The following is an 18,418-nucleotide window of genomic DNA, read 5'->3' as shown; positions in this document are numbered from 1 at the left end:
GGATATTCCTTCACTAAGAACGACGGCGAGACGCTGACTTATCATTGTCTCGCGCCAGTTGCGAAATGCGGTGCTTAACTCTGTCGATTGCCTCATTGAGTGGAATGACGGGTCTCGTATCCTCGATCGACGCCTTCACACGCGCCCTGATCGAGGCCATGCGTTCGGCGTGTTCCTCTTCTTCGCGTTGGAAAGCGTGAAGAGCCGCGCGGATAACCTCGCTGGCCGAGCCGAACGAACTGTCCTCGACTCGTTCGCGGATCATGCGTGCCATCGCGGGTGTGACGGTGACGGATAGTTTCTCGGCTGCTTCCATGGAACGGCTCCGCTCGTGTATACTTTACACCGAGCGTTCCAATCAGAACCGCGAGGTTATTCGGCAGCCTCAGCCGTTTGCGCCGGCACGCCCAGCCATTCACGGCAGTCTTGCAGGGCACGCGAGGTGATGGCGTGGCGCTTGGCAACGGTCTTGTCCTTGCCGCGCAGGCGCTTGCCTTCGATCTTCACCGCTTCCACCGGTGGGAACAGGCCGAAATTGACGTTCATGGGCTGGAAGGAACGCTTTCCCGGTTCATCGTCGGAGACGATGTGGCCGCCGGTGATGTGGTTGAGCAGGGCGCCGAAGGCCGTGGTGAGCGGCGGCAGCGATGGTGTGTGCCCAAGGCGCTCGGCGGCGGCGAAGCGCCCGGCGAGCAGGCCGATGGCGGCGCTTTCGACGTAACCCTCGCAACCGGTGATCTGGCCGGCGAAGCGTAGGCCGGGATGCGACTTCAGCTGCAGCGAGCCGTCGAGCAAGGTCGGCGAATTGATGTAGGTGTTGCGGTGCAGGCCGCCCAGGCGCGCGAAGTCGGCGTTTTCGAGGCCCGGAATCGTGCGGAACACGCGCACCTGTTCGGCATGCTTTAGCTTGGTCTGGAAGCCGACCATGTTGTAGAGCGTGCCCAGCGCATTGTCCTGCCGCAACTGGACGACCGCATAGGCCTTCACCGTCGGATTGTGCGCATTGGTGAGGCCCATCGGCTTCATCGGTCCGTAGCGCAGCGTCTCGGCGCCGCGTTCGGCCATGATCTCGATCGGCAGGCAACCGTCGAAATAGGGCGTGCCTTCCCATTGCTTGAACTCGGTCTTCTGGCCGTCGACCAGCGCCTGCACGAAGGCGAGATACTGATCCTTGTCCATCGGACAGTTGATGTAGTCCTTGCCGGTGCCGCCAGGCCCCACCTTGTCGTAGCGCGACTGGAACCAGCAGGTATCCATGTCGATCGTGTCGAAATGGATGATCGGCGCGATGGCATCGAAGAAGGCGAGCGCATCGGCGCCGGTCGCTTCGGCGATCGACTGGGCAAGCGATGGCGCGGTCAGCGGCCCGGTGGCGATGATCGTCTGGTCCCACTCCGCCGGCGGCAGGCCGGGAACTTCCTCGCGCTCGATAGTGATCAGCGGGTGTGCCTCGAGCTTTTTCGTCACCGCGTCGGAAAAACCATCGCGGTCGACGGCAAGCGCGCCGCCTGCCGGCACCTGGTTGGCGTCGCCGGCGCTCATGATCAGCGAGCCGGCCAGCCGCATTTCGGCATGCAGCAGGCCGACGGCGTTGTTTTCGGCGTCGTCGGAGCGGAAGGAATTGGAACAGACGAGTTCGGCCAGGCCGTCGGTCTTGTGGGCATCGGTGCCGCGAACCGGCCGCATTTCATGCAGGATGACGGGAACGCCGGCCTCGGCCGCCTGCCATGCCGCTTCGGAACCGGCGAGGCCGCCGCCGATGATATGGATTGGATTTTTGCTCATGGTCGCCGGAATAATCGCTTGCCGCCGCGATTGCAATTGTCGCGTGGCGGTAACGCGAAACGCCGGGTCGGGAACATCTGCCCCTGAATACAACAACACCCGCCGGGGGAGGAGGTCCGGCGGGTGTCGTTTTGGGGGTCGACCCTCGGGAGGAGGTGAAGGCCGACCGTATTCGCCATCGCCGGGGAGGAGGTCGGCTCAGGCGAAATTCTCTCCGCATTTTTAGAGAGGGCGAAACCTCTGGGGCAAATTCGTTTGCCCCGGGGAAACAGCGCCCGCCGCGGGAGGAGGTGCGGCGGGCGCCGTTTGGGTGGCCAACCTTCGGGAGGAGGTGAAGGTTGGGCCTATTCGTCATCGCCGGGGAGGAGGTCGGCTCAGACGAAATTCTCTTCGCATTTTTAGAGAGGGCGAAACCTCTGGGGCAAAATCCGTTTGCCCGGGGGGAACAACGCCCGCCGCGGGAGGAGGTGCGGCGGGCGCCGTTTTGGTGGTCAACCCTTGGGAGGAGGTAAGGGCTGACCGTATTCGCCTGGGTCGGGGAGGAGGTCGACCCCAGCGAAATTCCTTGGTTAGATCGCCCGGCGGGCGACGATCTTGATTTCGTCGCGGACGATACCGAGATCATGCAGCTGGCGGTTCGAAAGGCGACCCAGCTCGGTAACCGTCTCGCGATAAACGCGCCAGTTACGATAGTTGCGGATCAAGTTCATTGTCGTTCTCTTTTCAGAAACTTGTTCGGACCATTCGCGGTCCGAAGAATTAGACCGCCTTGCGAGCGACGTAAGGAATGTCGCTGCGGCTAATGCCGAGGTCGGTCAGTTCACGGTTGCTCAGGCGGCTCAGCTCGGAGACGGTGTCCCGGTAGCGGCGCCAGTTGCGGTAGTTGCGGATCAGGTTCATGGTAGTTCTCGTTTCGTCTTTCTTGCGGATCATTCCGTTTGTGTACGAACCATAAGTAGGGGGACCCATATCGATTTAAAAGCGCTATAGCTGCATGGCAGCAATGCAAATTGTGCAATGCAGCATTAACGCGGCTTCACCGACCCGACGCAAGGAAGTCGGAATCAGAAAGTGCCGTAACGTCAACGGTTTGGCCTGATCGGCTGAAAAAAAACCAGCTGGGGGAGGAAGGGGAATGGCGGGCTATTCATCACGACTAAAGTCCGATATCGCGCGGTGGCGGCAGGCAGGCCTGATCGACGCCGCCACAGCCGATTCCCTGACCCGTGACGTCGACGCAAACGCCCGCCGGTCGCTCAGCTTTGGCTCGATCCTCGCGATGATGGCGGCCCTGCTCTTTGGCGCGGCGATCCTGATCTTCGTCGCAGCCAATTGGGAAGCGATCCCAAGACTGGCGCGGGTGGCCGCGCTGTTCGCGGTTATCCTTGGCGGCTATGTCGGCGGCGCGGTGCTGAAGACGCGCGACCATGCGGCGATCGGCGAAGCCCTGTGGATCGTGGCTGCTGCCGCGTTCGGCGGTTCGATCGCCCTGATCGGGCAGATGTACCATTTGTCCGGCGACCAGGCTTCCGCCCTGGTCACCTGGGGCGCCGGAACGGCGTTGGCCGCGGTGGCGCTGCGCTCCAACGCGCTGACCGTGGCAGCGGTCGGTATCGCCGATGCCTGGCTGTTCCTGAAAGGGTTCGACTATTACAGCCGCAGCGAGTTTCCGCACGCCTTCGTCGTCATGGCGGTGGTGCTGTTTGCCGTTTCGTTCTGGACCCGCAGCCAGTCGGCAAGGCACCTGATCATCCTGTCGCTGCTCTTCTATCTCGTGCTGTTGGCCATGGATCACGCGACCCTGCCAGTGGCGATCCCTCTGGTCATCGTCTCTGTCGTGCTTTTCGCTGCTGCCGTCCTTGCGCCGGAACCGGTCGACAGGATCGTGCAACTTGGCGGCCGTTTGCCCCTGCACGCGCTGCTTGGCTTTCTCACCGGCCTGGCCATCATCCAGTTCGAACTGGCTGACGAGAGCACCTACAACAGCGGTTTCGCGACCGCTTCGGTCGTCGCATTGGCTGGTATCGTCGCGGCAATCGTGTTCGCAGGCCGTGAGAGCCGTGGCCTGCGCTGGCTGGCCTATCTCGGCTTCGCCTTCGAACTCGCCATGATTTATGTCGTGACGCTTCAGTCGATGCTAGACACCGCCGGCTTCTTCCTTGCCGCGGCGCTGCTGCTTGGGGTGCTTGCTATCGTCATCATCCGCGTCGAAAAACGCATGAAGGGTCCTGCCATTGGGGGAGCCACGGCATGATGACCGGGAAGAGGCTTGTCATCTCGGCGCTGGTGCTGGCGTTCGCCCAGCTCGGTTTTCTCAGTTGGATCATCGCCAGCCGGGCGGCGATCCTGCGTAACGGCAAGGAAGTGCTGCTGAAGATCGAACCAGTCGATCCGCGCGACTTACTGCGCGGCGACTATATCGTCCTTGGCTATGACATCTCGCGCATACCGGTGAAAATGATCGCCAACATTGCGCCGGACAAACAGTCCAGCGACGACACCTCGATCGTGGTCCGGCTAAAGAAGGGCGCCGACGGCTACTGGACGCCGACCGCCGCCTGGTTCGGCACGGCGCCGACGCCGGCCGCCGCGGACGAAGCCGACATTTCGGGCCATGTCGCCGCAGGTTGGGACCTTCGCGGCGAAGGCATGACGATCGCCCCGGATTACGGCATCGAGCGCTTCTATCTGCCCGAAGGCGAGGGGATGGCGGTCCAGAGCGACATGCGGGTGCGCCCGTTCGGGATCAAGCTGGCGCTCGCCGCCGACGGCACGGCGCAGATCAAGGCGCTGATGGATGGCGACAAGACGCTTTTCGAGGAGCCGCTTTATTAGGGTCGTGGGACGCGCGATAACGAGGCCGGTCCTCCTTCGCCAGGCTTCGGAGCACAGTCCTTCGTCTAGCGAGCGTCGGGTGGCCTGCCACCCGACGCTCGAAGCGCGAAGGGTGGTGCGGGTAGAGGGACTCGAACCCCCACGATCTCTCGCCAGAACCTAAATCTGGTGCGTCTACCAGTTCCGCCATACCCGCGTGGCCCGGCAATCCCATGTAGCCATCATTCTGTCAATGTCGGAGACAAGATGTCGGCTCAGAGCCGAAATGTTGGTTATTCGCCTGAACGCGAAGACTGTTGAAAATTCGGCTCGCCTGTGACAAAAGGCGTGTCAAATGTGACGGAACGCGACGATCCGCTTCTACAAAATGTGATAAGAAGTAGGAAAAACAAGAACTTATTCACATTTTGGAACGCAGTTTGGGAGAGTTTGAGCCGTATTTCCGGTCAAATCGCCAGGTTCCGTACCAAAAGCCATTCCCGGCAAGAATTACCGGCAGGCTGTGAACGGCAGGGAGCCGTTTGGCAGCCTCATTGGTGAAAACAAAGGTTTTACGATGCAGGTCACCGAAACACTCAATTCCGGTCTCAAGCGCGAGATCAAGATCACCGTGCCGGCCGGTGATATGGAAGCCAAGCTGATGGCGCGGCTGTCGGACGCCCGCAACAAGGTCCGCATCAACGGCTTCCGTCCGGGCAAGGTGCCGGTGCAGCACCTGCGCAAGGTCTATGGCAAGTCGTTCATGGCCGAAGTGGTCAACGAGATCCTCAACGACTCGACCCGCTCGATCATCACCGGGCGCGGCGAAAAGGCCGCCATGCAGCCCGAGGTCATCATGACCGAGGACGAGAAGGAAGCCGAGAAGATCCTGGCCGGCGGCGCCGACTTCGAGTTCCGCCTCAACTACGAGGTCATTCCGGCGATCGAGATCAAGGATTTCTCCGACATCAAGGTGACGCGCCAGGTGTTCGACGTGCCGGATTCGGAAATCGACGACCAGGTCAAGCGCGTCGCCGAATCGGCGCGCAGCTACGAGCCGAAGACCGGCAAGGCCGCCGAAGGCGACCGCGTCACGATCGACTATGTCGGCAAGATCGACGGCGAGGCTTTCGCTGGCGGCGCCGGCACTGACCAGCCGCTGGTGCTGGGTTCCAAGGAGTTCATTCCGGGCTTCGAGGATCAACTGATCGGCGCCAAGGCCGGTGACGAGAAGCAGGTCACGGTGACCTTCCCGGAAAACTACCAGGCGGCGCATCTGGCCGGCAAGGAAGCGACCTTCGAGGTAACCGTCAAGGACGTATCGAAGCCCGGCGACCTCGAAATCAACGACGAGACCGCCAAGAACCTTGGCCTGGAATCGCTCGAGCGCTTGCGTGACATCGTGCGCGGCCAGATCGAGAACCAGTTCGGCTCGATGACGCGCCAGAAGGTCAAGCGCCAGCTGCTCGACCAGCTCGATGCGGCCTATTCGTTCGAAGCGCCGTCGAAGCTCGTCGAAGCCGAGTTCAACAACATCTGGGCGCAGGTCAACCGCGACCTGGAAGCCGCTGGCCGCACCTTCGCCGACGAAGAGACCACCGAGGAAGAAGCGCGCGCCGAATACATGCGCCTTGCCGAGCGCCGCGTGCGCCTTGGCTTGGTGCTGGCCGAGATCGGCGAGAAGGCGGGCGTCACGGTTTCGGACGAGGAACTGCAGCGCGGCCTGTTCGAGCAGGTTCGTCGCTTCCCGGCCAACCAGCAGCAGGAAGCCTTCGAGTTCTACCGCAGCAATCCCGAGGCGCTCAACGCGCTGAGGGCGCCGATGTTCGAGGAGAAGGTTGTCGACCACCTGCTCGAACAGATCTCGGTCACCGACGTCAAGGTCAGCAAGGAAGAGCTGATGGCCGACGACGAGGAAGACGACACCAAGGGCAAGGCGAAGCCGGCCAAGAAGGCCGCGTCGAAGAAGGGCGAAGCCAAGGCAAGCGATGCCGCTGACGAGGCGGAAGAGCCGAAGAAAAAGGCCGCGCCGAAAAAGAAGGCCGCCAAGGACGCCGAATAGGTCGCTCATTGCAGCGAATTCCGATAGGCCGCCTCTGGGCGGCCTTTTTCGTTGCCAAACTGCAACATCGGATTCCTTCCTGATGGCACCGGTGGCGATACGAAGCCTTGATCATTATCTGGTTGGTTGGAAGACCAGAGGTAATTGGTGATGTCGTTGGGGTGTTCGTGGGAATGAGGCGCGCTGCCGCCACGGTGCTTTTCCTTGCCTGGGCCTGCGGCGCTGCGGGGGCCGGTACGGACAATTGGCTTTTTGACACCGCCAATGACGGCCTTGTCACTGCCTCGGTCTATGCCACCAACAAGCTCATCACCGGAGGCGGCGCGCTGAGCTACAGCCCGGTGCTGACCATCGCTTGCCGGGCTGACGGGGAGCCGGCCTGGACCGAATGGCTGCAATTGAATGACGCGGTCTCCGCCAGCCGGAAAATCACCATGTCGGTTACCATCGACGGCGCCGGCAAATTCGACGAGAGCTGGTCCGTCGGCACGCGCGGCAGGCAGCTGATGCGCGACGGCGCCGATGGCATCAAGCGCCTCGTTCCGGCAAACCGCCTGCTGCTGTCATGGCGCTTCGGATTGTTGTCCGGGCGGGGCCAAGCCGATTTCGACCTCGCCGGCTTCGACGAGGCGGTCAGCCAGATTGCCGGCAGCTGCAAGACCGATCGGCCTTGATTTTAGAATAGTGGCGATCTTTTGGGCTGTCGCCGCTGGAAGATTGATCCGCGAAATGCGCGGTATCAGCATCGTTCTTTCAACGATTGAACTCAAATTCCGGCCAGGATAAACACCGGCGCCGTGGCGTTGCCGTCTCGCGAATACAAGACCTAGATCAGCAGCAGGCCCTTCATGCTGGAATAGCCCTTGCGCCCGATTATGATGTGGTCATGCACGGAAATGCCCAGCCGCTTGGCGGCGTCGATGATCTCTTTCGTCATCTCGATATCGGCACGCGACGGAGTCGGGTCGCCGGAGGGGTGATTGTGGACCAGAATGATCGCGGTAGCCGACAGTTCGAGCGCGCGCTTGACCACTTCCCTGGGATAGACGGGCGTGTGGTCGACCGTGCCTGTCTGCTGCACCTCATCTGATATCAGCGCGTTCTTCTTGTCGAGGAATAGGATGCGGAACTGCTCGCGCGCCTCGAACGCCATTGCCGAGCGGCAATAGTCGAGAAGCTGCTGCCACGACGAGAGGATTTCGCGGCCCTGAATCTCGCCGCGCGCCATGCGCTGGGCGGTCGCCGCGACGACCTTCAGCTCGATCGCCACGGCCGGTCCGATGCCCTTGACCTCCTGCAACAGGCCGACGGGCGCGCCGAGCACTTCGGCCAACGTGCCGAAGCGGGCCAGCAGCGCCTTCGCGACCGGTTTGGTGTCGGCGCGCGGGATCAGGCGGAAGAGCAGGAGTTCCAGAAGTTCATAATCGGGCAAGGCATCTGGGCCGGCCGAGGCAAAGCGCTCGCGCAGACGATCGCGATGGCCGAGATAGTGAGGCTTTTCGGTAGGAGCCTGTCTGGCCTTCGTGGCTTGCCGCACCGGCGCCTCGGAGAAGAAACTCCGTTCGTCGTCATCGCCTTGTGTCGCCATGTGCCGCCCATCCAGCCCGAGCAATGATCGCTGATCCCCGCGAAATACTAGGACGGCGGGCAGGGTGCGGTCGAGGTCTTTTCGGCGGCAAGGAATGAGTAGCCTCCGACCTCGACGCAATGTTGCGGCAATGGGGGTCGCGCAAGCTCACCGCATTGCCATTAATGGCCCGCATCGGAGAACCAAGATGCCCAGCCTCGTTCGTATCCTGCTATACGTCGGACTGTTTCTAGGCTTCGGTCCTGCAATGGCTGCCCCGGTGATCGATGCCGTACCCGCCGGTAGCCGCTCTCATCAGAACCTCCCGATCCATTTCATCCAATACGATGATCCCTGCACGGACGGGCGTTACAGCGACGGCAAGCCGCATAGCTGCCGGGAGCTCTTGCGCCTACTGGACCGCCGGGATCGTTATCGGGAACGGCACGACAATTACCCGCGCGAACGCTACGATCCCTGCACCGATGGCAGGGTCAGCGATGGCCGACCGCGCAGTTGCCAGGAAATAATGCGCTGGCTACGAGATATGGACGAGGATGAAGACAGGCGGCCACGCAAGCACTGGGAATAGGCCGCTATAAAAAGAACCTCGCCACGTCGTCCTAAGCCGGCAAGCCCGGACGGTCGAGCTTTTTGGGCGACAGCGTGAAAATCTCGCAACCGGTGTCGGTCACGCCGATCGTGTGCTCGTACTGCGCCGACAGCGAGCGATCGCGCGTCACCGCCGTCCAACCATCCGACAACACCTTCACATGCGGCCGGCCAAGATTGATCATCGGTTCGATGGTAAAGATCATGCCGGCGCGCATTTCCACACCTTCATTGGCGCTGCCATAATGCAGGATGTTGGGGGCGTCATGGAACAGCTGGCCGACGCCGTGGCCGCAGAAATCGCGCACCACGGAGCAGCGCTCCGCTTCGGCGTAGGTCTGGATGGCGGCGCCGATGGCGCCGGTGCGCGCGCCCGGCCTGACCGCGGCGATGCCGCGCATCAGGCACTCATGGGTGACCTCGAGAAGGCGTTCGGCGGCGCGCTTGATCGTGCCGACCGGATACATGCGCGAGGAATCGCCGTGCCAGCCATCGAGGATATAGGTCACGTCGATGTTGACGATATCGCCATCCTTCAGCGGCTTGTTGTCGGGAATGCCGTGACAGACGACATGATTGATCGAGGTGCAGGAGGATTTCGTGTAACCGCGATAGTTGAGTGTGGCCGGCAGCGCACCGTTGTCCATGCCGAACTCGAAGACGAAACGGTCGATCGTGTCCGTGGTGACGCCGGGACCGACCATTGGCACCAGCTCGTCCAGGCAGCGCGCGGTGAGGTCGCATGCCTTGCGCATGCCGGCAAAGCCTTCCTCGCCATAGAGGCGGATCTGGCCGGTGTTTCTGAGCGGTGCCGTGGCGGCGTCGAGATAGGTGACCATTTTGTCCATATTGAAGGTGGCGCGCGGCAGGAGTGCAGGCGCGTGGATCCCACCAGATTTGGCACTTGGGGGCGAATGGTTCAAGGAAGAACTGCCTGATGCGGCCCCAGCCGCCCGGATATTCGCTTGCCGAGGCTATACTTTTTCCCGTTTTTCGCGGCGTTGCTTTCCTTTGAGGCAATCGTGCGTTAGGGCGGGTTAATGTTTTGGAGATCGCTTCCGTTCGCGGCGACCAGGCGCTTCAAGTCGCTTGAAGCGCCACTGACGCCAGCCTGCTCATGTCTGATGGGCCTTGTGCTGCTGGCGATGCTGTGCCTCGGCCGGCCGCACACGCCCATTTCCTGGGATCGTGCGCAAGGCGGTGCCAGCATCGGCCTGGAACGGTCGGGGGAGGTGGCAGCGCTGCTGCGTGTCACCAGCAAGGCCCAGGCGCTGGAGGTTCGCGGCGCCCGGCCGGTGATCGCCAAGTTCGCCGGCGGCCATCCGACCCTGTCGGTTCCGCAGGCTGTCTTCCGTCGGTTGGCCCCGACGTCGCGGGAGATGTGTGTTGCCGGCCGTGGGCCGGTCTCCGCGCCTGGCGTGAGCACCAACCAGCCGCGTGCGGCCACCGTCCATACGACCCTGAGCGGTCCGGGACCGCACGTTCACCTTCATTCCAAACCATTCGCGTCGGGACCCGTGCGGCGGCCGAGAGCCGCGCATTGGTGGCGAAGCGCGTCATTTTGGGATCATTGCAATGCAACAGCGTATCAAGACATTCAAAAGCCTGTCAGGCGCGGCCTCGGCTGCTTCATTTCTTTCCGTCCAGGCTTTCATCGGCATCGGAACCGTTTATTGGGCAATCGCGGAAACGCTCTATTTGTCGGGAGCCGGAGCGCTCGTCCTTGGCGTGCTGTTTGCCTTGCCGTCGACCTACGTTCTGCTGATGGCGGTACGCATGGCCTTCGACGCGGAGACCGATCCGGCAAACCAGTAATCGCTGCAGGGGCGAAGGAAAGCACTGCCGGGCCGCCTGGTGCGGGCAGGCTTGGCCTTTGCCCGCTGCAGCAAAGCGGCGGCTTTCCGCAGTGACGACACATTTCCGTGGCACAAAACGGACAAAGCAACTTTTGACCACGAACGGCGTTGCTTGGGCGATGCCGGTTCGGGAGATGTCGAATGGACAGATTGCAATTCGAGGTGCCGGTGCGCATCGCACCAGGCCCTGGCTTGCCCGTCGAGGAAATCTACAGCGTCGAGCAGGCGCTCGATTTTCTGCAGGATTGGCCGGCACGCCGGCAGGGGCCAGTGTATCAGAAAGCCTTCAACGCCTGCTTCGGTGCCACGGTGGATGTGGTCGAGACCGAAGACGCCTTCCGGGCATTCATGGCGTTCTGCCGTGTCACCGGACTGATGGCCGGCGACATGATGGTGCCGCGCAAGCGCGGCGGCGAGGCGAGAGCATTGGAGGCCTGAGGGCCGCAGCGAATGGCCGGGTGAATCAGTCCGGCTTCGAGAGTACATGACAATTCGCGTGCGCGACGTATCGGCCGGTCACCGTTAAGCTTCCGTTTCCACCTTCGGGTTTAGCCATTGCTTGTTCGGCAATGGTTGATTCGTTGCGTCAGTTTCATGGTTCGGAAGATGTACCCAGAAAAAGTCCGTGCGTTCCCGATCGATCGTCAGCTATTCTTGGTCAGGGAAGTTGCCGCCAAGCTCGGCAATCTGCATGGCGAGACCGCCACTTCGTTCTGGAAGGCAAAAGCGACGGAGTTGCTCGATCTCGTTGTCGGGACGGGCAGGGACAGAACGGCAGCCAGCGACGAAGTACGCAGGTTCTTCCTGGCAGTGCAAAGAGAATTGTTGGCTGAGTCGAACGGCGAGTCCGTGCCAGTTCTTTCTGCCTGAAGAAGCTGACGATCAATCCAGCCGGATATCGCTTACCGGGACAGGCGCTGCCCCCGCTGATCCAAGTGCGGGCGTGCAGCACTACACCTGCAGCAGTAATGATCCAGCGCGGTGAACGATCACGCCGGCGACGCCTGCCAGCAAACGTCGCTTGGCACCGGCGCGCTCGGCTTGAGCTTCGACCACCGCGTCGTCACCTCGCTGCCGGTCTCCCTCGGCCTGCAACTCGACACGACGATCGCCATCGGCGGCGACCAGTCGCTGCAGGCCTGGGGTCGGCATGGGTCCACGAGTTCGAACCTGACCGTTCCGTCAGGCCGAGCTTCCAGGCAGCGCCGGGCTATTCCTTCGTGGTCCAGGGCGCCGCGGCAGCCGAGGACGCGGTCGCCGTCAACGCCGGCCTGAAGATGAACTGGAGCAACAACACCAGGATGTTTGCCACGTTCGATGGCAAGTTCGGCGACGGCGTGCAGACCTATGGCGGCAATGTCGGCTTCAAGGTGAACTAGTAGGCAACGGTACGGGAGAAGCGAAGAGGCTCGTGCAATCCCCTTGTTGACGCGCATGCCATTCAGGCCTTGCGCCGGAGTCTTGGACAAATGGCCGAGACGGGCAAACAAGAACACTGTGCCCAGGGAATGTCTCGTGCCCATCGGGGCATGTCATTCGCGGTGTCTGTCATCAGGCAACGGTAAACCATTCCTGCCTGCCGGCCGTTGGCTTCCCGTTCTTCCAGTTTGGCGGCGGCCGCCAATCAAACAATGGCACCCCTGATCGAAAATGAGCCTAAGTTTTTAGCCTTTCGTTCATATATGCGTGCTTTCTAATTGATCATGGTGTTCAACTGCTTCACCCGGATACGGCTGACGGCGGCCGGCATAGGTCGCAGCAGAGCCGCGAACGTCGCCACCATCTTTGCCCTCACCCTGCCGATCGTTGTCGGCGCGGCGGGTTTTGGTGTGGAAACCTCCTATTGGTACTATAATAGCTTGAGACTGCAGGCCACGGCGGATGCCGCGGCCTATGCCGGCGCGCTGGAGCAGATCTCGGGTTCCGACACGCCGACGATCGTCGCGGCGGCGACCCAGTCGGCAGCGACGAATGGGCTTGGCGTGGGCACCATCGTTGTCAACACGCCGCCCGCATCCGGACCGAACACGGCCAAGAAAGCGGTTGAAGTGATCGTCGGCCAAAAGCTCAATCGGATGTTCACTCTGATCTTCACTCAGACCCAGGTTCCAGAACAGGCGAGGGCGGTGGCCCTGATCACCAATGCTTCGAAGGCCTGCATGCTGGCGCTCGATCCGACCGCCTCGCAGGCTGCCCTCTTTTCAGGCAACACCAGCGTGAAGGTCACAGGCTGCTCGGTGATGGCCAATTCGATCGCCTCGGATGCCATCAAGCTTCAGGGATCGGCGGGTCTCCAGGCCGATTGCCTGATAACGGCGGGCGGCATCTCCCTCAGCAACCCCGTCACCACCGTTTGCGCGGCCCCGATCACACAGGCGCTGCCTGCCGCGGATCCATTTGCCGGCCTGCCGGCCCCGGCGGCCTCGAACCCCTGTCAGAATGCCAACAAATCAGCGCTGGGACCGGGTACATATTGCAATGGACTGAGCTTGAGCGGCAGCGTGACGCTGCAGCCTGGCGTTTATGTCATCCAGGGTGGCGATTTCAAAGTGAACGCCAACGCCAACATAGCCGGCAATGGCGTACTCATTTACCTCGCCGCTGGATCGCGTGTGTCGATGAATGGCAACGCCACGGTCAATCTGAGCGCGGCGACATCCGGCATCTACTCGGGCGTGCTGATGTATGGCGACAGAACGGCCACCGGCGGACAGAGCACCTTCAACGGCACGGCAACCTCGCTGCTGACGGGCGCGCTCTATTTTCCCAAGCAGCAGGTCAATTATCTCGGCAATTTCTCTGGCCAGAACGGATGCACGCAGGTTGTCGCCGATATGATCCAATGGTCCGGCAACTCGACCATCAATCAGGACTGCACAAGTCTCGGAATGCGCGACATTCCCGCCACGCAATCCGTAGCGCTGGTCGAGTAGCCTTCCATGGAACGACCATCCGTGCCGATCCTGAGCGATGATGCCGGCGTCGCCGCGGTCGAGTTCGCACTAGTGCTCCCTTTCCTGTGCGTGGCGTTGCTTGGTATCCTGGACGGTTGGTCCTATGTGACCAGCTCGCTGTCGATGCGCGCCGGCGTGAAGACCGCCGCGAACCTGATCATGGCTGGGTCGACCAATGATACGGCGACCCAGGCCGTTGCCATTGCGAGCTGGGAAAAGCGGCCGGCGGACGGCCAGGTCGCCCTAAGTCGGATCTATATGTGCGGGACGACCGTTGTCGACGCGTCCACTTTGTGCAGCGGGCCGAAGGCGCCCTCGGTCTTTGTTCAGATCCAGGCGTCCGCCACCTGGGAGCCGCCCGTCACCTTCGGCGTCTTTTCCGCCTCCAGCACCATCGGCCACCTGGAGGTGATCCGTGTCCGCTAGGGGTAGTGCAGGAAAGGTGCCTGGTGGGTTTCCTTTCGGAATTGCGTCGATAGGCAACTCGGGAGCAAGCGCGTTCAGGTGGGATCGGTCCGGCGGGGCCGGGTTGGAATTCGCGCTCATAGCGCCGTTCCTTGTCATGCTGTTGTTCGGAATCTTTGCCTTTGGTTGGTCGATGAACGCCGTCTCCAGCGTTCGCTATACGCTGGAGACGACGTCGCGTTCGCTGCAACTCCAGAACACGTTGTCCCAAGCCGCCCTGCAATCGATCGCGACGCAGAAACTGCAGGCCCTGGGCCTGAAGGATGTCAACGTCACCATCGCTATCGATCCCGTGAGCGGCGGCTTTCGCATGGCGCATCTGACCGCCACCTATGCCTTCGTCATAGACTTTCCTTATTTCAACGTCTTCCCGATCAACTACGCGACGACGGTTACCGTGCCGCTGGTCGGCAGTTAGACACGTAGGCTATCCCTGCCATGTCGGCGAAGGAGTCTTGGAACTGTTCCATTCCCGCCCAGTAACGGACTCTTTTGCCAGGGCGGGATTGCCGAAATTTTTACCCAAGCTATCAAGAATCCTTAAACGTCTGCCCTTTACGAAAGCACGTATGGCCTCGTGGCGGAGCGGCTACGCTAGAGACTGCAAATCTCGGAAGCCTCGGTTCGATTCCGAGGCGAGGCCTCCAAATTCCGATGCGGCTGGTTCCATTCCGCATTACGCCAAGCGGTTCCGCTTGGGTGCAAAAAGCTCTAACGGAACAGATATCTCGACACCTCGGGGTTGCCGCGGCGCCACATCACGTTATCGAGGAAGTAGTGGTGTACGTTGATGAAAATCAACCCGATAAAGAAGAACAGCGACGATCCAAGGACCTCCCGGTCATAGGGGACAATGGCAGTCAGCGCGGTCGGAATCAGCCAGAAACCCAGACCGCCGAGGAGGAGGCCAGCACTGATGAACTCCAGGAGCCGCACTCTGTAGGCCGGACCAAGGATCGACAGGATTCTGGATTGCGGAATTTTTTCGGCATCGCGCTCATCACGCTCGACATTGCTCTGGTAGCGCCAGACCACCGCCAAGTACTGCAAGGAATGGAGCGCCGGCACCACGAGCAGCCAGAGCGGATTTATCCTTACGATCAGAATCCAAAGATAAAGCGACGCGCTGTAGGCGATGATGCCGTTATATGGCAGGCTGCCGCCATTCCTGGTCCAGCGATTGATCAGCATCACAACGGTGGCAGCCGTGGAAGCGGCCGCGGCCGAGAGTGCAATCGCATTGAGCCATGCAGGAGTGGCAAACGTATAATATTCCAGCCCCAGATATTTTCCCTGGCTGACCGCCGTGTTCGTCTGAAGCCATGCGAACAGCCAAACGGCATAGCTGTTGACCAGCAGGATTTTCTTGTCCGGATCGGTGAAGAACCGGCGCTTCAGAACGGCATCAACCATCAACATGCCGTAGCCTTGCTTGACGTAATGCCAACCCACGAAAAAGAACATCGCGTTGGTTGCGTTCCCCAAGAGCCGGGCGTTAGCCGTTATCGAGCCATAAGCGAAAAATGCGCCCATGAGCAGGGGAACGACGATGCCGGCGAAGATGTAGCGGATCTGCAGGTTCCTGTCGTATCCGTCGCCGCGTAGCTTCCGCCCAAAATTGCGGTAGAAGAGTTGGTAGGAGTGGGCGAAGTGCGGATAGTTGATCAGATAAGCCAGGAAAAGCATCGTCGCCGCAACGAGCCCTTCGTATCTCAGCGGCACGAAATACAGCACCGGCAAAATCAGGAATGCGCTGCCGCCAAGCATCAGAAAGTCCGTGAGCGGACCAAAGAGATATTTTGGAGGCGTTGCCGCAGGAGCGCGTGTATCCGCCGAAAGGTGAACTGCCATATGAGCGCTCCCTTACGGTCCATTTAACCACCGGCCCGTTTGCTCGACAAGATCGAGAATCCGAACGGTCACCGCAACGGGCTTGAGCATCGGCCGCAACGGACGCCGTGATCCTCAAATTGTCGATGCGGTGCCGCCCTGCCAAATCTGCCGGGCACTCGCTGTGTAGAATCGGGAAGGAGAGATCGAGGCCTGAAAAAAGTCTGGTATGCCCAAGAATCAGTCCGCGCTGTTGTTCGCGATTGTCCATATTAAACAAAGATGTTGAGGAAATTGCTCCCGCCATTGTGCGCCGACGTACAGGGGCGGTTCGGGCCAGCGGACTGAAGGGCACGAATGCTGTGATAGGTGCCTTGAAAGGCCTGAAGACGGAGGCGTCAAGGGCCGATATCGCGCGGACTTTGACCAGCAACAACAGCGCGGTGCGCGCTTCTGACGGCCAATGCCGGCTCTCGGCTACAGACTTCAGAGATCGATAATGTTGCGCGTGCGCTGCTGCTCACGTTGGTCAGCGCCACTGATTTGCGATGATCGTACCAGAGCGCCATAAGGACGATGACGATTGTTAGGCATATGCCAACGGCCAACCCCTGCAAGAATTTTGGGTCCAACCTGTGCAGATACCAGCCCAGCCAGTCATGCAGTACGGCCATCAGGCAGATCGTGATGACCGCTGCGATTAGCTGAAGGATCGTGGCCCTGTTGGTCATCATATCCGGCCCGATTACAGACGGGTGAGCACCACTGCGAAGAAAACCTATCAGAAACCAGCGCTGATCAAGCGAGAGAAGCTTGCGTCAATCTCGGCTCAGATCGTCCCTGTATCCGGCCCGAGCGACGTCTGACCAATTTAGTGCAACAATCAAGCGCGCTGGCTCCGGCTGGCGGGCTTTTGCAATTGTACGGTGCGGAACAATCGGCATTAACATTTGTTGGGGCGTTTATGGAAAAGGCCGATCCTCCAGAACCGATCCCGGACAGCATTCTCTTGGCCGCTGCAAGGTTGCAGGCGGCTCTCGAAAAGCGATCCAGCACCGGTTCAAGCGGAAGTGAAGGCCGACGCATTGCCTGAGAGCTACCGTGCGGCCAGGCGACCTTACAGGTCCGCCGTGCGCCCACAAGCCAGAATTTCGTCACGCCGTCAATGTGATCGCTCGGGACTATCTGCCTCCAAAGGCGTACGGTGCCCAAGGCGAGCGGCTGTTCGTGAGCTCATTCGAAAACCTGAAATCCGCGCAGGCCGCCCTTCGGCGGCTGGATAAGCATTGGGCAAACTGGGCATGCTCGGCAGCGCCACTGTGTCGATCCAGCACACGCCGCTGTGGCATTCGTCTTGCAACGCCATTTTGTCGTGGGAGAAGACAGAATGGCTTTATCCAATCAACTGCTCGACAAAAACCTGACCTTTCAGTGTCCGGGCTGCAAAACCCCACTGGTCAGGAAAGGCTCCTGGATCAAGTCGGTAACGACGTTCACCTGTAAGCGATGCGGTCAAAGGGTACGGCTGTCTTACAGCGAAAAGCTTGAGATTTTCAGGTTGGGTACCGGTCCGCGCGACACCGGGACCTAACCTCCTGTACTCTGTTATTTCCGCCTTGGAAATTCGATCACCTTCGCCTCAGGCTCCGGCTCCAGCGGTTCATGACCAGCCCGGTCATGCCAGAAGACTTGGCGCAGATCGCGTTGGTCGACCCGCTGGCCACATCTAGGGCAGTTATAGAAGTGAAGATGCTCCTCAATATGCTGCCCTCCATGCAGTTTGCCGGGAATCGGAGGGCCAAGGTCAGATAGCTTCATCATGCGGGCTGCAACATCCGACCATGCCAAATGTTCCGGAACTATTTTAGCTCGAACTAATTGAATCGCGGTTGGGTAACAATCGGGAGGGCGTGAGTGTTGGAGTATCGAGTTGATATTATGGCCGGCGGGTCGGTTGTGTCTTCGCAGGTCGTGATGGCCCAGGTGCCATTCAAGGCGGCAGAATTACACGTCGGCCAGCGGGTCACATTGAGGCACCAGGAGGAAGACTGGCTGCGTGTCACCGAAATAAGGGGCGGGAAGCGAACCTACGCTTACGTTTGCCGGAAAAGGGCGGCGTGAGCACGGCTGCTCCGCAGGCCACATCATCATCCTAGCTGCAGGAAACACAGCGGTAGAAACCAGGAACTCACGTCGGTTTAGTCTTTTCGAGGGTCGCTTGCCATTCGGCATCGCTGCGGTAGTCCGGGGAAGTAGGTGTGAATTTCTCGCATCGGCAGTTTCAGATGGGTGTCCCGGTAAGCGCGCCGGTGCTGATCATTGAAGAACGTGATGTGGCGGAAAAGTCACGCAACTTTGAAATGCGGGGATTCAACCTGCGAGCGCTTATTGTCCAGCTAAGCGAGGCGTACCGTCACCATCGGGCAAAGGGGATGCCCCCTGACCGCGACGCGGTTCATACCTCCCCAACTAG

Annotated in this window: 21 protein-coding genes and 2 tRNA genes; 13 read left to right on the top strand and 10 right to left on the bottom strand. The window is 60.7% G+C overall.

Annotated features, from left to right (window positions below; all coding sequences use genetic code 11):
• Positions 1–13 precede the first annotated feature (13 nt).
• The 4 genes from ACVWWD_RS23185 to ACVWWD_RS23170 form a co-directional block, all read right to left on the bottom strand.
• Positions 14–316, bottom strand: a complete 303-nt coding sequence (locus ACVWWD_RS23185; protein WP_352553082.1) for a ribbon-helix-helix domain-containing protein — start codon at positions 314–316, stop codon at positions 14–16.
• A 56-nt stretch (positions 317–372) separates the two neighbouring features.
• Positions 373–1,785 (bottom strand): methylenetetrahydrofolate--tRNA-(uracil(54)-C(5))-methyltransferase (FADH(2)-oxidizing) TrmFO, encoded by a 1,413-nt coding sequence (gene trmFO / locus ACVWWD_RS23180; RefSeq protein ID WP_457103432.1) that lies wholly within the window; start codon positions 1,783–1,785, stop codon positions 373–375.
• Between the two features lie 569 nt (positions 1,786–2,354).
• Positions 2,355–2,495 (bottom strand): DUF1127 domain-containing protein, encoded by a 141-nt coding sequence (locus ACVWWD_RS23175; RefSeq protein ID WP_013895120.1) that lies wholly within the window; start codon positions 2,493–2,495, stop codon positions 2,355–2,357.
• A gap of 49 nt (positions 2,496–2,544) precedes the next feature.
• On the bottom strand, positions 2,545–2,685 hold the full coding sequence (locus tag ACVWWD_RS23170; RefSeq protein ID WP_013531315.1) for a DUF1127 domain-containing protein: 141 nt from the start codon (positions 2,683–2,685) through the stop codon (positions 2,545–2,547).
• Between the two features lie 235 nt (positions 2,686–2,920).
• Here ACVWWD_RS23170 and ACVWWD_RS23165 point away from each other — a divergent pair, with 235 nt between their 5' ends.
• Together ACVWWD_RS23165 and ACVWWD_RS23160 are read left to right on the top strand one after the other, a co-directional pair.
• The gene (locus ACVWWD_RS23165; RefSeq protein WP_352549721.1) at positions 2,921–4,039 is read left to right on the top strand and encodes a DUF2157 domain-containing protein; all 1,119 of its coding nucleotides are present in this window, start codon (positions 2,921–2,923) and stop codon (positions 4,037–4,039) included.
• Entirely contained in the window at positions 4,036–4,620 is a 585-nt protein-coding gene (locus ACVWWD_RS23160) for a GDYXXLXY domain-containing protein (RefSeq protein ID WP_352549723.1), read from the top strand. Before ACVWWD_RS23165 ends, ACVWWD_RS23160 begins: the two co-directional genes overlap by 4 nt.
• Before the next feature lie 113 nt (positions 4,621–4,733).
• Here ACVWWD_RS23160 and ACVWWD_RS23155 read toward each other — a convergent pair.
• Positions 4,734–4,816 (bottom strand) — tRNA-Leu (locus ACVWWD_RS23155).
• A gap of 360 nt (positions 4,817–5,176) precedes the next feature.
• On the opposite strand from ACVWWD_RS23155, the gene tig reads away from it, so the two are divergent.
• Positions 5,177–6,661: a trigger factor gene (gene tig, locus ACVWWD_RS23150; RefSeq protein WP_352549725.1), complete on the top strand. Its 1,485-nt coding sequence runs from the start codon at positions 5,177–5,179 to the stop codon at positions 6,659–6,661.
• Positions 6,662–6,834: 173 nt separating this feature from the next.
• On the top strand, positions 6,835–7,335 hold the full coding sequence (locus ACVWWD_RS23145; protein WP_352549727.1) for a hypothetical protein: 501 nt from the start codon (positions 6,835–6,837) through the stop codon (positions 7,333–7,335).
• Between the two features lie 152 nt (positions 7,336–7,487).
• Here ACVWWD_RS23145 and radC read toward each other — a convergent pair whose 3' ends face one another.
• A complete protein-coding gene (radC, locus tag ACVWWD_RS23140; protein ID WP_352549729.1) occupies positions 7,488–8,249 on the bottom strand; it encodes a RadC family protein in 762 nt (253 codons plus the stop codon).
• 187 nt (positions 8,250–8,436) lie between these two features.
• Between radC and ACVWWD_RS23135 the strand changes: the two genes are divergently transcribed.
• Positions 8,437–8,820, top strand: coding sequence for a hypothetical protein (locus ACVWWD_RS23135; protein ID WP_457103431.1), 384 nt, complete (start codon positions 8,437–8,439; stop codon positions 8,818–8,820).
• 31 nt (positions 8,821–8,851) lie between these two features.
• Here the strand turns inward: ACVWWD_RS23135 and map are convergent, their stop codons facing one another.
• Complete coding sequence (map, locus tag ACVWWD_RS23130; protein WP_023783196.1) at positions 8,852–9,679, bottom strand: type I methionyl aminopeptidase; 828 nt, start codon at positions 9,677–9,679, stop codon at positions 8,852–8,854.
• 736 nt (positions 9,680–10,415) lie between these two features.
• Here map and ACVWWD_RS23125 point away from each other — a divergent pair.
• From ACVWWD_RS23125 to ACVWWD_RS23115, 3 genes are all read left to right on the top strand, one after another.
• The gene (locus tag ACVWWD_RS23125; RefSeq protein WP_352549735.1) at positions 10,416–10,655 is read left to right on the top strand and encodes a hypothetical protein; all 240 of its coding nucleotides are present in this window, start codon (positions 10,416–10,418) and stop codon (positions 10,653–10,655) included.
• A gap of 182 nt (positions 10,656–10,837) precedes the next feature.
• Positions 10,838–11,134 (top strand): DUF982 domain-containing protein, encoded by a 297-nt coding sequence (locus ACVWWD_RS23120; protein ID WP_352549737.1) that lies wholly within the window; start codon positions 10,838–10,840, stop codon positions 11,132–11,134.
• Between the two features lie 168 nt (positions 11,135–11,302).
• A complete protein-coding gene (locus ACVWWD_RS23115) occupies positions 11,303–11,566 on the top strand; it encodes a DUF6074 family protein (protein ID WP_023769988.1) in 264 nt (87 codons plus the stop codon).
• 81 nt (positions 11,567–11,647) lie between these two features.
• On the opposite strand, the gene ACVWWD_RS23110 is transcribed toward ACVWWD_RS23115, so the two are convergent.
• Positions 11,648–11,848 carry a hypothetical protein gene (locus ACVWWD_RS23110; protein ID WP_352549805.1) on the bottom strand — a complete coding sequence of 67 codons (201 nt, stop codon included), beginning with the start codon at positions 11,846–11,848 and terminating at the stop codon, positions 11,648–11,650.
• Between ACVWWD_RS23110 and ACVWWD_RS23105 the strand changes: the two genes are divergently transcribed.
• The 5 genes from ACVWWD_RS23105 to ACVWWD_RS23085 all read left to right on the top strand — a co-directional run bounded on the left by ACVWWD_RS23105 (position 11,836) and on the right by ACVWWD_RS23085 (position 14,762).
• Positions 11,836–12,075: an autotransporter outer membrane beta-barrel domain-containing protein gene (locus ACVWWD_RS23105; protein ID WP_352549801.1), complete on the top strand. Its 240-nt coding sequence runs from the start codon at positions 11,836–11,838 to the stop codon at positions 12,073–12,075. The genes ACVWWD_RS23110 and ACVWWD_RS23105 overlap by 13 nt on opposite strands.
• A 324-nt stretch (positions 12,076–12,399) precedes the next feature.
• Positions 12,400–13,629: a pilus assembly protein TadG-related protein gene (locus ACVWWD_RS23100; RefSeq protein WP_023769990.1), complete on the top strand. Its 1,230-nt coding sequence runs from the start codon at positions 12,400–12,402 to the stop codon at positions 13,627–13,629.
• A gap of 6 nt (positions 13,630–13,635) precedes the next feature.
• Entirely contained in the window at positions 13,636–14,076 is a 441-nt protein-coding gene (locus ACVWWD_RS23095) for a TadE/TadG family type IV pilus assembly protein (protein WP_352549740.1), read from the top strand.
• Between the two features lie 103 nt (positions 14,077–14,179).
• A complete protein-coding gene (locus tag ACVWWD_RS23090; protein WP_245273761.1) occupies positions 14,180–14,533 on the top strand; it encodes a TadE/TadG family type IV pilus assembly protein in 354 nt (117 codons plus the stop codon).
• Between the two features lie 153 nt (positions 14,534–14,686).
• Positions 14,687–14,762 (top strand) — tRNA-Cys (locus tag ACVWWD_RS23085).
• Positions 14,763–14,826: 64 nt separating this feature from the next.
• On the opposite strand, the gene ACVWWD_RS23080 is transcribed toward ACVWWD_RS23085, so the two are convergent.
• Positions 14,827–15,966 (bottom strand): hypothetical protein, encoded by a 1,140-nt coding sequence (locus ACVWWD_RS23080; RefSeq protein ID WP_352549742.1) that lies wholly within the window; start codon positions 15,964–15,966, stop codon positions 14,827–14,829.
• A 377-nt stretch (positions 15,967–16,343) separates the two neighbouring features.
• Positions 16,344–16,679, bottom strand: coding sequence for a hypothetical protein (locus ACVWWD_RS23075; protein WP_352549744.1), 336 nt, complete (start codon positions 16,677–16,679; stop codon positions 16,344–16,346).
• Positions 16,680–18,418: the final 1,739 nt, after the last annotated feature.

Source organism: Mesorhizobium sp. URHB0026 (genome assembly GCF_054059755.1).
Note: the sequence above shows the minus strand (reverse complement) of the source record. Positions and strands in the feature narration are given on the sequence as shown.